Here is a 13,455-nt window from a genome sequence, read left to right on the forward strand (position 1 = left end):
TCCTTTTGTTTATGTCATTAAGCTTAAGGCTGCTTGCGACTCACGTAGTCATGAATCGCCGGAGGAACCTCGAGCAGGTTACTCAGGGTGAAAAAGGCTCCCTTCGGCTCTACCTCGATATTAATGACATTGTACTGCCATTCGGATTCCGTTCTCATATGGATGGCGTGGATGCCTGCCGTAAGTGCGGGTACAACATCGGTTCGAATCGAGTTGCCGATCATCCAGGTCAAGTGGCGGTCATGACCGCCTTCAGCCAAGATCTGCTCAAGAGCTTCGCTGTTCTTATGCCGGCGAATGTATACTCTCGTATCGAAATACCGCTCCAGCTTCATTTGCTCAATCTTACGGCGCTGAATCGTAATTTCCCCTCCGGTATAGAGATGAAGGGTATGACCTTCTCCAGCCAGCTTATCAAGCGTAGCTTCCATATTCGGATAGGGCTCGGTCTCATGCTCATATACGCTTAAGCCAAGCTTCCACAGAAAGTCCTGCTCCGTCTTGGACTTTTTGCGGCCTGTCAGGTCGCAGTAATAATGGTATGTATCAATAAAAGACTGCGGGAAATGCTCGCTCTTGAATCCGAGCACCGCTACGCCCGCAATATCGATCTCCGTCTGTTTATTGCGCACGGCATCCGCGCTTACCCCTTCATAACCCGCAAACCACGTTGTCATCGCGTCCACAAACTGTTCGATCACAAAGTAGAAATATTTGTTGCAGTGAATGAGGGTGTCGTCTAGGTCAAAGAAAAGGTTTTGCTTCATTTAAAGCACGGCTCCTTTGGTGAAGTTCATCGTATGAACAATCTACCTTATTCGAAGCCTTACGTCAACGAAGCCCAAAGCGATGTTTAATTCGCGCGATTTATGCTAATCATTCTCATAAAGGCAGGGAGGTGATGAGCATGCCATTCAATAAAGCCGACAAAACGCAAAACCGTCAAAACCAATCGAGTTTTAAATCGGAAGCCATTGGCCTTAAGTTGAACAAACTCGCAAACCGTCCTCCAAGCATGAATGGAATTAATAAACAGCTGCCGTAAAGCAACGCAGGCGGAATCCAGGGGCATATTATTCCAGCGCCCTGTATTCCGCCTGTTTTAAATGTTTAGCGACATTAAGCATATTTCTGCTGTGCAGCGATCAATTTATTCTTAATAAAGGCGATACGCCTCCGTACATAGAAGTCCATGCTGTCACCCTTCAAATCATTTGGCGAGATCACCTCCTCTGCACGATTATCAATAATCGTTAAAGTTCCGTCCGTGTAAAATTTAAACGTCAGGTCACGGCGCGGCCATCCTTTCTCTAAATAACGAAAGTTCTCGCAGCTTTTATTCATGGTGATTCAGCCTCCTTCAAAATGATTGTGGGATAACAATTAGGGAACGTTTGTTCTGTTTTTATTATAGCAAACATTTGTTCGTGTGGAAACTGTTTTTTGTTTCTCGTAAACTAGATTCATAGAATGGCGAAGCGTTTACAAAAAAGGGGCATGGACTTATGTTGAGAATATCGAATCTTAGAGTACAAATTCCAGGTGGACCAACGATCTTGAAAAATATCAGCTTTGAAGTCCAGTCTGGCCAATTTATCGCGATAAAGGGAGCCAGCGGCAGCGGCAAGTCGATGCTGCTCAAAAGCTTGGCGCTGCAGACCAAGTGGAGCGGAGGCAGCTATTTCTTTGAAGGGGAAGACATTTTCAAGCAAGGGCTGGCGGGCAGGCTGAAAATCAAGCGTGCGGTTGCTTATCTGGAGGAGAAGCCCGTTCTGTACCAGAACAAGACAGGGCTTAAAAACGTGAGCATCGGTGCGGTTGCGCAGACGCCTGCTTGGCGCCGATGGACGGGCATGCTGCGAAACGACGATTACATGGGCGCAATGGATACGATCGAAAAGCTGGGACTGCTGGATAAAGCCCATCAAAAGGCAAGCACAATGAGCGGCGGCGAGCGCCAGCGTATTGCGATGGCCCGGGCATTGGTGCATGGTGCGAAGGTGATTGCAGCGGACGAGCCGGTAGCGGGGCTTGATCCGCATACGGCGGACCGCGTGTTGTCCGATTTGAAGCGGCTGACTACGGAACAGGGCGTTACGGTCATTGCCGTGCTTGATCAAGGAGATTGGGCGGAACGGTTTGCGGACCGGATCATCGGTTTGAATAACGGAGAGCTTGTGCTCGACGTAAAAGGCAGAAGATTGACCGAACGGGAGAAAATGATGCTGTGATTGAGCTTCGTTTAATCACAGAAAAAGAACTGGAAGAAGCGCTTCGGCTGGAGCAGCAATGCTACGTTCCGGAAGCGGCTGCAACCAGGGAAGGGTTCCGGTACCGGCTTGAGCATTACCCGGCTTATTTCTGGTCGGCCTGGTCCGGAGGCAAGCTGCTCGGCATTACGAACGGAATCCGGACTTCGGCCTGGTCATGCGGGGACGAGATGAAGGGAGAGCAGCAGGATGAGGAGGAAGGCGATAACTTCTGCATCCTGACCGTTGCCGTTGCGGAGGAGGCAAGACGACAGGGAGTTGGAGCCATGCTGCTCGAGCGCCTTGTCTCAACCTGCGACAGGGCCGGACACCATGCGATTATCCTGATGTGCGAACGGCATCTGATCCCCTTTTACGAGAGAGCGGGGTTTGCATATGTTGGGGAAGCGGCATCGTCGCACGGCGGTATTGAATGGCATGAAATGAGACGTACCCCGCATATAATGGAGCATCTGACCAAATAGGTAGGTGTCTTCGAATATGGCTTTTCAGTCTCCAGTCATTGTCCAATCGGCAAGAGCGGCATTCCCGAAAGCGGAGCTTTGGATCCCGCATGTAAGCGGAGGATCAAACGAGAATGCAATCAAGCGAATCAATGAATCCATCCGGAAAGCGGCACAGCAGCTGGTAGACGAGCAGGGCTCGCTTGATGATCCGCGGGCTGAAATGAGCGGGTATTACGAGGTGAAGACGAATGAGAGGGATATTCTCAGCCTGTCGTTATTCAACTATGCTTATTCGGGGGGCAGCCACGGCCTTACGCTGCAGGTCTCGCTGACCTTTCGCGTGTCAACCGGACACGCCTACAGCCTTCCTCAGCTGTTCAAGCCTGGCAGTGCCTATGTTCAACGCATATCCGAAATGGTCAGCGAACAGATTAAGGAACGCGACATTAGCACGCTGGAGCCATTCGTATCGATCCGGCCCGATCAAGACTACTATATCGCAGACCGGTCGATTGTCATTTATTTTGCTTTATACGAGTTAACGCCTTATGCTTACGGGTTTCCGTATTTTCCGATCTCGGCCTACGATCTTCAGGATATTGTGAACGAGAATGGTCCACTTGGCGCTATGGTGCCGAATAATTAGGAGAGCACAGGACATGCCGGGCGGTGAAGAACAAAGGAGCTGATCCGTGGATGGACAGGAAAAAATGGCTCGGTGCGATTGCTCATCTGCTGCTCGGAATTGTATTTCCTTATGTGCTGATCGGCGGAATCGTTCTTGTCTACGGATTTATGGCGCCGTCAACAGGCTCCCAGAAGGCTTACGGCACTGCCATCGTTCTGATTTATGCCCTTCTAATCCTCGGGGTGAATCTATGGAGTTTGAGACGGCTGGATTATCGGTCAAAATGGCGCTGGCTCGTTATTCATACGCTGTGCTGGGCAACAGGGGCGATTGCATCGTTTGCGATGCTTCGGTTCACGGAGTAATAAACTTCCATAAGGCTGGCTGACAACCGGCATATCCAAAAGGCTGCCCTACGCGGGCAGCCTTTTGGCGCCCTGACATGACCAAACGCCCTTCCTCATACATTATCGTAGGGAGGGGTTCAATGATGCTGGCGGTATGGATCGGATTGCTGCTGTTTGCGATTGTTTGCGGCTGCGCTTTAATGTTGACGGCGAAGGCGCAGCGCAGTGTTAGGGCTTCGAGGCATATTAGCATGACGGCTTATGGCACGTACGCCCAAGCGCAGCAGGATAAGCATGACCTGAATCTGTTCGGGCTTGCCCAGCAGCTTCGGAGGCGTCTTGGAGCGGCTGCATCATTTGGGCTGTCGTTTCAATCTCTTGGCCTGATCGGGGCTGCCTTTCTGTTTGCGGGACCGGCCTTGCAGAAGGGAGGGCCCTCCGTTGTCAGCATCGGACTGCCCGTACTCGCCTTGTTCGGCATTCTGGTCAGCGCTTCGCTAGCGGAGTTGTCCTCGGCCGTGCCCACGGCGGGCGGCGTCTACCATTGGGCTTCCGCGCTTGGTACCCGAAGATGGGGCTGGTACGCAGCCTGGTTTCAACTCGCCGGACATCTCGCCATGATGGCGCTCATGAATGGCGCCTGCGCTTTTATACTCGATAAACTATTATCCGTATGGCTTGACTATCACTCTTCCTGGTGGACGACGGGAATGTTGCTGTGTTTCGTTACCGTCGTTCAAGCTGCGGTTAATCATTGGGGAACGGGGCGGACGGGAGCTTTGCAGGAAGCCGGGATCATGCTTCACGCGGTTGTTCTGGCCGCGGTAATCGGCGGAATCTTTATTGCGTTCGGGCGAAGCGTTTACTCGCCAGCGCTTTTATATACGTTCCAAAACGCAAGCCTGGATGGGCATGTTACGCCGTGGGCGTTTATCGTTGGAGTGCTTGTGCTGCAGAAGCTGTTTCTCGGGATGGATGGAGCCGCGCAAGGATCGGAGGAAACAGGCGATCCGCGAATTCGGGTGCCTTGGTCAATCTACTTGTCATCGGTCTATACGATGATCGCGGGCTTCGTCCTGTTAATGTGTCTGACCCTTGTTCTGCCGGCTATCGTCGGAACAGCCTTATTCAGCAGCGGCGACAGCCTGTTTGCCGCCGCGGCGCTTGACGGCTGGCAAGGGAATTCGCTCGTTTTGCTCGTCATTGCCGCAGCCATATGGGGCAGCGGGAACAGCGAGATGCTGGTCTGCTCGCGTGCAATCTTTTGTCTTGCCAGGGATCAGGCGCTTCCTTTCAACAGAGTGTTGTCCCATGTATCGCGCGGGCGGCAATCGCCGCTTCCGGCGATCGGAACGGCTGCTCTTCTGTCGGTTGTTTTATTTGGCGCGGGCAGGCTGGCGGATGGGGGAGAGGCTGGCATCCCAAGCTTGCTTGGCTTCGCGGTGTTATGCCTGCAACTGGCGTATATGATTCCGATCTGGATTAAGATCGGGCTGCATGGCAGACACCGGCTGCTGGACGATGCGCCATGGCATCTTGGATCCTACGGTTCAATCGTTGACCGCGCCGCATTCGTCTGGCTGTTATTATCCGGAGCGGTGTCTGTCTTTGCGCTTGGCGTATGGGGAGCGGTCGGAACGGGAGTATGGTTGATCCTCGTGACGGTCATGGACCGAAGATACCGCAAGCAGCATCTGGCAAAGCTTCAGAGTCGCTTGAAACGGCCAAAAGGGGAAATCATCCGAATTGAGCGAAAATTCCATCTTCATTAAAAAGGGGGATTGGATTCCGGGAAATGAGGAAATAACAACCGTTTTTATTTCCCGGGGAAGCGCATAATCTTACACAAAGAAAACGTTTTCGACACCGCGGGCTCGAATGTTACAAACGGTGTCGAAGAGTAGTCTTGGAAGACTATTCGAATACGGCTGAAAAGCCCGTATTTATACCTGTTTTCGGCTGCTTAACGCTATTAATAATAGAGAGCCAAAAGATGTTTTTGCCATCTTCTCCCTTATCAGATTATAATAGTGGAAGGATAGAAATGGACAGGAGGCCATCAGAAGCAAATGTCTCGGGAAATAATAAACAGCCGCATTGTCTCTCTGAATGTAGGAACGCCGGTAGAGGCGATGCATGGAAGCAAGCCCATTCAAACAGGTATTTACAAGACAGCCTCGAGAAGCAGGCATTATTTAGGCAAGACCGGGTTAACGGGCGACGGTCAGGCGGATCTGGTTAACCACGGCGGTCCGGATAAAGCGGTATGCGTCTACTTCGAGCGTCATTTCCCGTATTGGGAAGAGTGGCTGGGCGATAAGCTGAGCTACGGCGCTTTCGGCGAGAACTGGACGGTGTCCGATTGGACGGAGCATGATTTGTGCATCGGAGACGTCGTTCAAGCCGGAGAGGTGGTTGTGCAGGTAAGCCAGCCAAGGCAGCCTTGCTTTAAGCTTGGGATCCGTCATCAGCGGCCGGAGCTCGCCGCGCAGGTTCAGCAAACCGGATACACCGGATTTTATTTCCGCGTGCTGAAGGAAGGCGAGGTTGGGGCTGGCGAGAACTTGAAGGTACTGGAACGGCATCCGGCAGCCATCACGCTGGCCGAGGCTAACCGCGTTATGTACAAAGGCAAGGCAGACTTGGAAGGAATGTCGGCACTGCTTGCGGTTGAGGAATTGTCCGATAGCTGGAAGCAGACCCTATCCGGACGCATTGAAAGGCTGCAGCAAGAGACGCGGGGAGGCCATTCGGATTGAAAGATACCGAGATCGCCGCGCTGATTGAGCAGTACCGGTTCGATGGGAAATGGACGGTTGTACCTGGAGAGAGCGGGATGAATAACACAACAAGGATGATCAAGGCGGGCGACGATCGGTACGTTCTTCGCGTGTATAACAATCACCGGGACAGAAACATTGTAACGCTTGAGCATGAAGTGCTCTTTGCCCTTTACCGGCAGCAACCGGGCTTCAACGTTCCCGTACCCGTGGAGAATCGCTCAGGAGATACGATTTCCGTTCTGCAAGACGGTGCATTAGCCGCATTATACCGGTATATTCCGGGAGAACGGCCGACCGTCGAGCGAAAGGCGCATATCCACTCCCTTGGCGAGACGGCCGCCAGGGTCTCAAAGGCGCTTCGCGGCATGACGATTTCGCTTAAGCCGATCTATGATCCGTATTATTTGCTGGAAGAAACCTATTCCTCCTTGATCCATCATGAGCTTCCCGCCATTATGCAGTCTTCCGAACAATTCATTGCCAGAGCGGACAAAGCCGCGGCAATCGTAAACCAGGTTAAAGACTTGTCCGGAAGGTTAACGGCCGTAAAAGAGCTTCCCCATCAATGGATTCATGGCGATCTTAACTTTAGCAACACGGTGGCGGACGGCGAATCTATCGTTGGCGTGCTTGATTTCGAGTTTTGTACGGTAGATGTCAGGGCGATGGAGCTTGTTGTGGCACAGATCGATTTTTTCAAAGGCGAAGATTCGGAAATATGGGAACGGCTTCGGTTATTCTGCAAAGGCTACGGAAGGATTGACAAGCTTACGCCTGCCGAGGTGGAGGAACTGCCGCTTCTTATCAAGCTGAGAATGCTTGATGTGTTTCTTCACTTTGCGGTCCGCTATAAAGAAGGTTTGGATGATACGTCGTTAGTTGCAGGCTTTATCGACCAGACGTACCGGATTTGCGATTGGGTGGACCGGAATGAAGAGCAGCTGCTGGCATTGTTCAGGCATGAGCTTTTGTAGGAGGTTAACCCGATTCCTTAATGTTGCTAATTAGAGAGAGGATGTGCCCGAGATGAACGTTGCAGCATCGCTTGGATATGGCAGCCAGGAACGATTGTTAATTATTAACGCGGATGATTACGGACTGTGTCAGTCAACCAATAAAGGAATACAGCAGCTGCTTCAGGAACAGGCGGTAAGCTCGGCAACCCTAATGATGCCGTGCAAGTCCTCTCGCGAAGCGGCTCTTTGGAGTGCCAATCATCCGCAATTCGATGTGGGCATCCATTTTACGTTTACAAGCGAATGGGATTCTTACCGTTGGGGGCCGGTTCTCAAAGGCAGTGATACGCAGTCGCTGGTAACCGCCGAAGGGTATTTCCCGAAAGATTGCAGAAGCTTCGAGCTTCAGGCTGAACCTCAGCAGGTGAAGAAGGAAATGATTGCCCAGATCGAAGCCGCGCTTCAATTGGGAATGAATCCTACGCATGCCGATAACCATATGGGAAGCTTGTACGGGCTGGAGACGGGCAAGAACTTTCTGAAGGAAGTATTCGAGGTATGCGCGGCTTACGGACTGCCGTTTCGGATGCCCCGAAAGGTGGCAGCCGCGAATGGTCAGATGGTTCCGCCCGAGCTGGAGGAGCAGGCCCGTCAGCTTGGTTTGCTGGCTCATGCCATGGGAGTCGTCGTGCTTGATTATCTGATAGGGCTTCCGTTTCCGCTTAAAGCGGGAGATACTTTCGATAACGTAAAAGCGGACCTGAAGCAGCAGTTGAAGCAGCTGCAGCCAGGCGTATCCGAACTCATATTCCATCCGTCCCTCGTGACCGATGAGCTTCTGGCTTTCCACGGCCAGCCCGAGAAGCGGGGTATGGAGTTCCAATTGTTCCGCGACCCGGATGTCCAGCAGACATTGCGGTCGGAAGGCATTCGCCTGATCCGCTGGAGAGATTTGCAGCAGCTTCAAAGCACGGTATACGGAAGGCCGTAACATAGAAACGGGAAATGTTTTAATGGGGGAAAATTTTTGGAAACCATACGCTTTCATTATGGCCAGCATGCCGCTAGAGCGATGAAAAGTTTATATTTTCAAACCTTACGAATTCGACTGACGTGGGTTTTCGAAGTTTTATTGGTTATAACTTGTTTTTCGCTTGCCGTCGTTACGAATTCTAAGCTGCTGGCGGTTATTGCGGCTGCGGTCGTTGTAGTAGCACTATTAAACTATGTAACCCAATGCATTGTTCATCCAAGGAGAATCGTTAAAGACAGAAAGCTTAACGGAGAGTTCGAATACAGCTTTAATTCCGATCATCTTAAATTAACGGTGACGGATGGTACATCCAATGTGAATTGGAGTCACTTCGCGAAGGTCTGGGAGAACGAACACTATTATTTTCTATTCCATAATAAGAGGCAGTACTGGATTATCCCGAAAGAATCGTTCCGTAATAGCGAGCAGGAACAAGTATTCCGTCGAATCGTTCAAAGTCATCATCCCATAACAACGGGAGTCATCCGATAACCGGACAAAGGAGACGCACTTATGTCATTTCAATCGATTAACCAATTAGCGGAGAGACTGAAGTCAAATATCGGCCAGGTTATTGTTGGAAAAGAAAGCGTTACCGAATTGTTATTTATCGCCTTAATTACTTCAGGCCATGTTCTGCTCGAGGATGTGCCCGGCACGGGGAAAACGCTGCTCGCCAAGTCGCTGGCGCAATCGCTGAAGCTTCAATTCCGCCGGGTACAGTTCACGCCGGACCTGCTGCCTTCCGATTTGAGCGGGATCCAATACTACAATCAGAAAGAGGGCGGCTTCGAGTTTCGTCCGGGGCCGCTCTTTACGAATCTGCTGCTTGCCGACGAGATCAACCGCGCAACTCCGCGGACGCAATCCAGCCTTCTCGAATGCATGGAAGAGCGGCAGATTAGCGTTGACGGAGAGACGAAACGTCTGGACAAGCCGTTTATGGTCATCGCTACGCAAAACCCGGTAGAGCATCAGGGCACGTTCCCGCTGCCGGAAGCGCAGCTTGACCGGTTCCTTTTCAAGATCCAGATGGGTTATCCGACTACGGAGGAAGCGATTCAAATCCTGAAACGCTTTAATAATGCTGATCCGTTATCGCAATTGGATGCGGTTGCAGCCGCTTCCGATATTGCGGAAGCCCAGCGTCATTATGCGGAAGTCCGCATAGAAGACGAAGTGCTGCATTATCTGCTGCAGCTGATCGAACGGACCCGCACGCGTGACGATATCCTTGTAGGCGTAAGCCCGCGCGGCAGCCAGGCGCTTCTAAGAGCTTCGCAGGTTCATGCGATTCTGCGCGGCCGCGATTACGTGACGCCGGATGACGTGAAGGCGATGGCGAAGCCGGTTCTTGCGCATCGTCTGTCTCTAAGGGGAATGCAGAGGTCTCATAAGCATGCGGAAGACATCATTGAAGATATTATCCGGCAAACCGCGGTGCCTGCGGAAGCTGGAATCGGCTCCCGATAGGGGGTCAGCCGATGATTATATTCTGGGTAGCGTTTGCGGCAATTATCGTCTTTTTCCTGCAGGCCAAAATCTTTCATAAGTATGCCTTGCGTCAAATCGGGTATGAACGTCAATTTCAAAAAAGGGTAAGCTACCGAGGCGAAACGATCGAGCTGGTCGAGCAGTTGACCAATGCCAAGTGGCTGCCCGTTCCCTGGATGCGGGTCGAATCCCAGTTGTCCTCGGATTTAAGGTTCCACCGTCAGGATAATCTGGAAGTGAGCAGCGGAAAGCTGCTGCAAAATCATAAAAGCTTTTTCACCCTCATGCCTTATACGAAAATTACGAGAAGACACCGCATTGTATGCCGGAAGCGGGGCTGGTATAAGCTTCAGTCGGTTACCATGACGGCAGGCGATCTGCTGGGCTTTCTGCATCAGACGAAGCAAATTGCGTTAAATGGCGAGTTAATCGTCTATCCGACGCCGGCAGAGGTGCCGGTTCATGAGCTGCCCTCCCATAGCTGGCAAGGGGAGCTGTCGGTTAGACGCTGGATTGTCGAGGATCCGTTTGTCGTGATGGGGACCCGCGAATACCGTTCCGGGGATACGTACAAAATGGTCAATTGGAAAGCAACGGCCAGAACCGGCAATCTTCAGGTTCATCAATACGACTATACGGCGGATCGCAGGCTGATGGTCTATCTGAATGCGGAAGACAACGAAAGCATGTGGCGTTCCATTAATGACGAAGAGTTGATTGAGCGCGGAATCGAATGGGCGGCCGGTGCGGCCCAGGCGGTTATACAAGGCGGAATGGAAGCGGGCTTTTGCACGAATATGCCCATTATCGGGGAGTTTGGAAGCACGTTCGTTGAACCCCGCAGCGGCGGAGGGCATCTGACTGATATTTTCGAGGTCATGGCAAAGCTTGAGCTTGTCCGGACGGAGCCATTTGCCGATCTGTTAACGCGAGAAGCGGACAGCGGTTACTCCCAGCGCGATGTGCTTGTGATCTCCAGCTTCTGGAACGATCAGCTTGAGCTTCAGGCGGACAGGCTGCGCCGCAACGGGAATGCGGTTGTTCATTGGAAGCTGACTCCCAATCCGGTTAAAGAGCAGGCAGGTGAGGCAGGATGAACCAATCGAAAAAGCATCAGCCAATGCTGCATTTGCTTCAAGGGAGCATCGAAACGTTATTCGCCTTGCCTATATGGTTTGTCGCGCTTTTCTATACGTCAACCGATGCGTTTACGGCGTTATGGCTTTTAACCGTTCCGTTTATTTATATGGCTGGCGCGTCGTGGATCGGGAAGCTGAAAAATAACAGAAGAATATACCGGATGTTATTGGGGATTCTGCTTGGCGCGCTTCATGCGGGCGTTATCTATGCCGTGTTAATGGCATTTCAGGCGGATTTGCCGGGGGCAGCAGCTATTCTTCCGGTACTGCTTGGAGCCTTTACGGCTGTTAGAGGAATGGGAGCAAGCACAAAAAGCTGGCAGGTTATTTTTCCGAATAATCTTATGTTTGTCAGCATCATTTTGTACACGATACTAACGATAGTTGCTTATCTTCAGGAAAAGCTGCAGCCGTATTTTACGTTTCTGACCTTTTGCGGCATTGTTGCTCTTATTCTAATGCTTTACATCGTTAATGAACGATTATTGTCCTATGAGACGCAATCCGGAGGAGCTATTCAATCCTCAACGACCAAAGTGTTCAAACGGCAAAATCGGTTTATGCTGACGATTGTAGCCGTGCTATTGCTTATAGCCGGATTGTTCCGCCAGCTGCAGTCTTCCATTGAATCGTTTTTCCATGCGGTAATGAATAAAATATTGGGTTGGATGAACGGTTCGGGCGAACCGATTGAAGAAACGCCTTCCGATACGCAGCCGCCTCCAAGCGGACTGCCTCCCGCAGAGGCGCATGATCCGCCGGCTTGGCTGGAAAGATTGGAGCTGGTTGCGAAATACATTGGGATCGCGCTGCTCATCATCGGTGTCGCCGTTCTCTTGTTCTTTATCGGCCGCAAGCTATATCGGCTCTTAAGCAAGGTGTTGGGTAGAATCTGGGAACGGGCAGCCGACAGCAAGGAAGGCGCCGTTGGTTACACGGATGAGGTTGAGAGTCTGGTTGACCGGACCAAATGGAGCGTAAGGCTAGGCAAATCTAACCGGAAGAAGGAAGCACGCTGGGAAGAGCTGTCGACAGCCGGGGAGCGAATCCGTTATCTGTACCGGAGATACGTTGCGGCAGCGGTAGGCCGGGGATATGATTATAAGCCTCACTACACGGTTAGAGAAACGACGTCGGATATTGGAGCCTGGAGCAGCAAATCCGTCTCGCAGGCAGACGCCGATAAGCTTGCCAGCCTTTATGACGAGGTGCGTTATGGCGGGCAGGAGCCAAAAGAAGAACTCGTCCAATCCCTTAAGAAGAAATTGGACGAGCAGCGTAAATAATTAACGAAGCGAAACAATATGTTCGGCAATCTTGTTGCCGTGGAAGCGGCCGGATTCTATGAAGATTTCATTCGCTTCATGCTTGGAGGCAACGACGCCGGCCAGATACAGGCCGGGTACGTTTGTCTCCATTGTTGTTTCATCAAAGTACGGGAAGCCTTCTTCCTCGATGCGTACACCGGAGCTCGTCAAGAATTCGCGGTCGGGATGGAACCCGGTAAGGGCCAGCACAAAATCATTGGCCACCGGATGACGCCCTTCAGGAGATTCAACGATAACATGACGTTTATCGATCTCAACAACCCGTGATTCAAATAACATGCGAATGATGCCGTTATTGACTTTGGCTTCAAACCCGGGCCGTACCCAAGGTTTAATGCTCGAGGAGTAGCCTGCGCCGCGGTAAATGACCGTTACTTTTGCCCCAACCCGTTCCAGCTCGAGCGCTGCGTCGATAGCGGAGTTACTGCCGCCGATAATCGCGACCTCCATGCCGGTATAAGGATGAGCTTCGCGAAAGAAGTGAGTGACTTTATCCATCTCTTCGCCGGGGATGCCGAGATAATTCGGATGATCGAAATAGCCGGTCGCGACAACGACGTAACGGGCTTCATATTGTTTTTCTTCCCCGTAGCGGTCTGCGCTGGTTAAACGGAACAGCCCGTTGTCCTGCCGATCAACCCGGAGAACCGTTTCGTAAGCATTCACGCGCAAGTTGTTGCGGAGCGCGGCAGTCCGGTAATAATTGATCGCCTCAAGCCGTGAAGGCTTATCATTAGGCGTCGTAAACGGGATCTCTCCGATTTCCAGCCGTTCCGGCGTACTGAAGAAATGCATGTATGTAGGATACATGGAAATGGAATGGGCGATATTGCTTTTTTCGATAATGACGGGATGAAGTCCGATCCTCTCAAGCTCAATGGCAGCGGCAAGGCCGCATGGACCGGCTCCGATAATAATGGCTTGTTCTTTGATCATTTGTAGTGGAACCTCCTTAAACGAAAAAAGAGTATGACTGATTAATCATGTCTGTAAACATTACCCTTCATTGTACAGCTACCCGCGGATTTTAT

16 protein-coding genes are annotated in these 13,455 nt (G+C 51.5%); 13 read left to right on the forward strand and 3 right to left on the reverse strand.

All coding sequences use genetic code 11. The features are described from left to right. Positions 1 to 23 precede the first annotated feature (23 nt). Positions 24 to 767, reverse strand: a complete 744-nt coding sequence (locus tag ACR9FF_RS13165; RefSeq protein ID WP_201003293.1) for an HAD family hydrolase — start codon at positions 765 to 767, stop codon at positions 24 to 26. A gap of 140 nt (positions 768 to 907) precedes the next feature. Between ACR9FF_RS13165 and ACR9FF_RS13170 the strand changes: the two genes are divergently transcribed. Continuing rightward, the gene (locus tag ACR9FF_RS13170; RefSeq protein WP_015844260.1) at positions 908 to 1,045 is read left to right on the forward strand and encodes a hypothetical protein; all 138 of its coding nucleotides are present in this window, start codon (positions 908 to 910) and stop codon (positions 1,043 to 1,045) included. 74 nt (positions 1,046 to 1,119) lie between these two features. Here ACR9FF_RS13170 and ACR9FF_RS13175 read toward each other — a convergent pair whose 3' ends face one another. Next, positions 1,120 to 1,344: a hypothetical protein gene (locus ACR9FF_RS13175; RefSeq protein WP_015844261.1), complete on the reverse strand. Its 225-nt coding sequence runs from the start codon at positions 1,342 to 1,344 to the stop codon at positions 1,120 to 1,122. Between the two features lie 161 nt (positions 1,345 to 1,505). Here ACR9FF_RS13175 and ACR9FF_RS13180 point away from each other — a divergent pair, with 161 nt between their 5' ends. From ACR9FF_RS13180 to ACR9FF_RS13235, 12 genes are all read left to right on the forward strand, one after another. Then, on the forward strand, positions 1,506 to 2,231 hold the full coding sequence (locus ACR9FF_RS13180; RefSeq protein ID WP_127491216.1) for a phosphonate ABC transporter ATP-binding protein: 726 nt from the start codon (positions 1,506 to 1,508) through the stop codon (positions 2,229 to 2,231). Next, on the forward strand, positions 2,228 to 2,734 hold the full coding sequence (locus ACR9FF_RS13185) for a GNAT family N-acetyltransferase (protein WP_435171570.1): 507 nt from the start codon (positions 2,228 to 2,230) through the stop codon (positions 2,732 to 2,734). Before ACR9FF_RS13180 ends, ACR9FF_RS13185 begins: the two co-directional genes overlap by 4 nt. A 16-nt stretch (positions 2,735 to 2,750) precedes the next feature. Beyond that, on the forward strand, positions 2,751 to 3,362 hold the full coding sequence (locus tag ACR9FF_RS13190; protein ID WP_435171572.1) for a DUF3298 and DUF4163 domain-containing protein: 612 nt from the start codon (positions 2,751 to 2,753) through the stop codon (positions 3,360 to 3,362). 50 nt (positions 3,363 to 3,412) lie between these two features. Then, positions 3,413 to 3,709: a hypothetical protein gene (locus ACR9FF_RS13195; RefSeq protein ID WP_248762489.1), complete on the forward strand. Its 297-nt coding sequence runs from the start codon at positions 3,413 to 3,415 to the stop codon at positions 3,707 to 3,709. A gap of 122 nt (positions 3,710 to 3,831) precedes the next feature. Continuing rightward, positions 3,832 to 5,463: an amino acid permease gene (locus ACR9FF_RS13200; protein WP_435171574.1), complete on the forward strand. Its 1,632-nt coding sequence runs from the start codon at positions 3,832 to 3,834 to the stop codon at positions 5,461 to 5,463. 297 nt (positions 5,464 to 5,760) lie between these two features. Beyond that, a complete protein-coding gene (locus tag ACR9FF_RS13205; RefSeq protein ID WP_435171576.1) occupies positions 5,761 to 6,450 on the forward strand; it encodes an MOSC domain-containing protein in 690 nt (229 codons plus the stop codon). Then, the gene (locus ACR9FF_RS13210; RefSeq protein WP_435171578.1) at positions 6,447 to 7,448 is read left to right on the forward strand and encodes a phosphotransferase; all 1,002 of its coding nucleotides are present in this window, start codon (positions 6,447 to 6,449) and stop codon (positions 7,446 to 7,448) included. The genes ACR9FF_RS13205 and ACR9FF_RS13210 overlap by 4 nt, the downstream gene beginning before the upstream one ends. Positions 7,449 to 7,500: 52 nt before the next feature. Next, positions 7,501 to 8,421, forward strand: a complete 921-nt coding sequence (locus ACR9FF_RS13215; RefSeq protein WP_317980518.1) for a polysaccharide deacetylase family protein — start codon at positions 7,501 to 7,503, stop codon at positions 8,419 to 8,421. A gap of 36 nt (positions 8,422 to 8,457) precedes the next feature. Next, entirely contained in the window at positions 8,458 to 8,955 is a 498-nt protein-coding gene (locus tag ACR9FF_RS13220) for a YcxB family protein (protein WP_435171581.1), read from the forward strand. A gap of 21 nt (positions 8,956 to 8,976) precedes the next feature. Next, positions 8,977 to 9,936: an AAA family ATPase gene (locus ACR9FF_RS13225; protein WP_435171583.1), complete on the forward strand. Its 960-nt coding sequence runs from the start codon at positions 8,977 to 8,979 to the stop codon at positions 9,934 to 9,936. 11 nt (positions 9,937 to 9,947) lie between these two features. Beyond that, positions 9,948 to 11,054 carry a DUF58 domain-containing protein gene (locus ACR9FF_RS13230; RefSeq protein WP_435171585.1) on the forward strand — a complete coding sequence of 369 codons (1,107 nt, stop codon included), beginning with the start codon at positions 9,948 to 9,950 and terminating at the stop codon, positions 11,052 to 11,054. Continuing rightward, a complete protein-coding gene (locus ACR9FF_RS13235; protein ID WP_435171587.1) occupies positions 11,051 to 12,382 on the forward strand; it encodes a DUF4129 domain-containing protein in 1,332 nt (443 codons plus the stop codon). The genes ACR9FF_RS13230 and ACR9FF_RS13235 overlap by 4 nt, the downstream gene beginning before the upstream one ends. On the opposite strand, the gene ACR9FF_RS13240 is transcribed toward ACR9FF_RS13235, so the two are convergent. After that, on the reverse strand, positions 12,383 to 13,360 hold the full coding sequence (locus ACR9FF_RS13240; RefSeq protein WP_435171589.1) for a YpdA family putative bacillithiol disulfide reductase: 978 nt from the start codon (positions 13,358 to 13,360) through the stop codon (positions 12,383 to 12,385). Positions 13,361 to 13,455 lie beyond the last annotated feature (95 nt).

This window comes from Paenibacillus glycanilyticus, assembly GCF_051200795.1.
Lineage (GTDB): Bacteria > Bacillota > Bacilli > Paenibacillales > Paenibacillaceae > Pristimantibacillus > Pristimantibacillus glycanilyticus.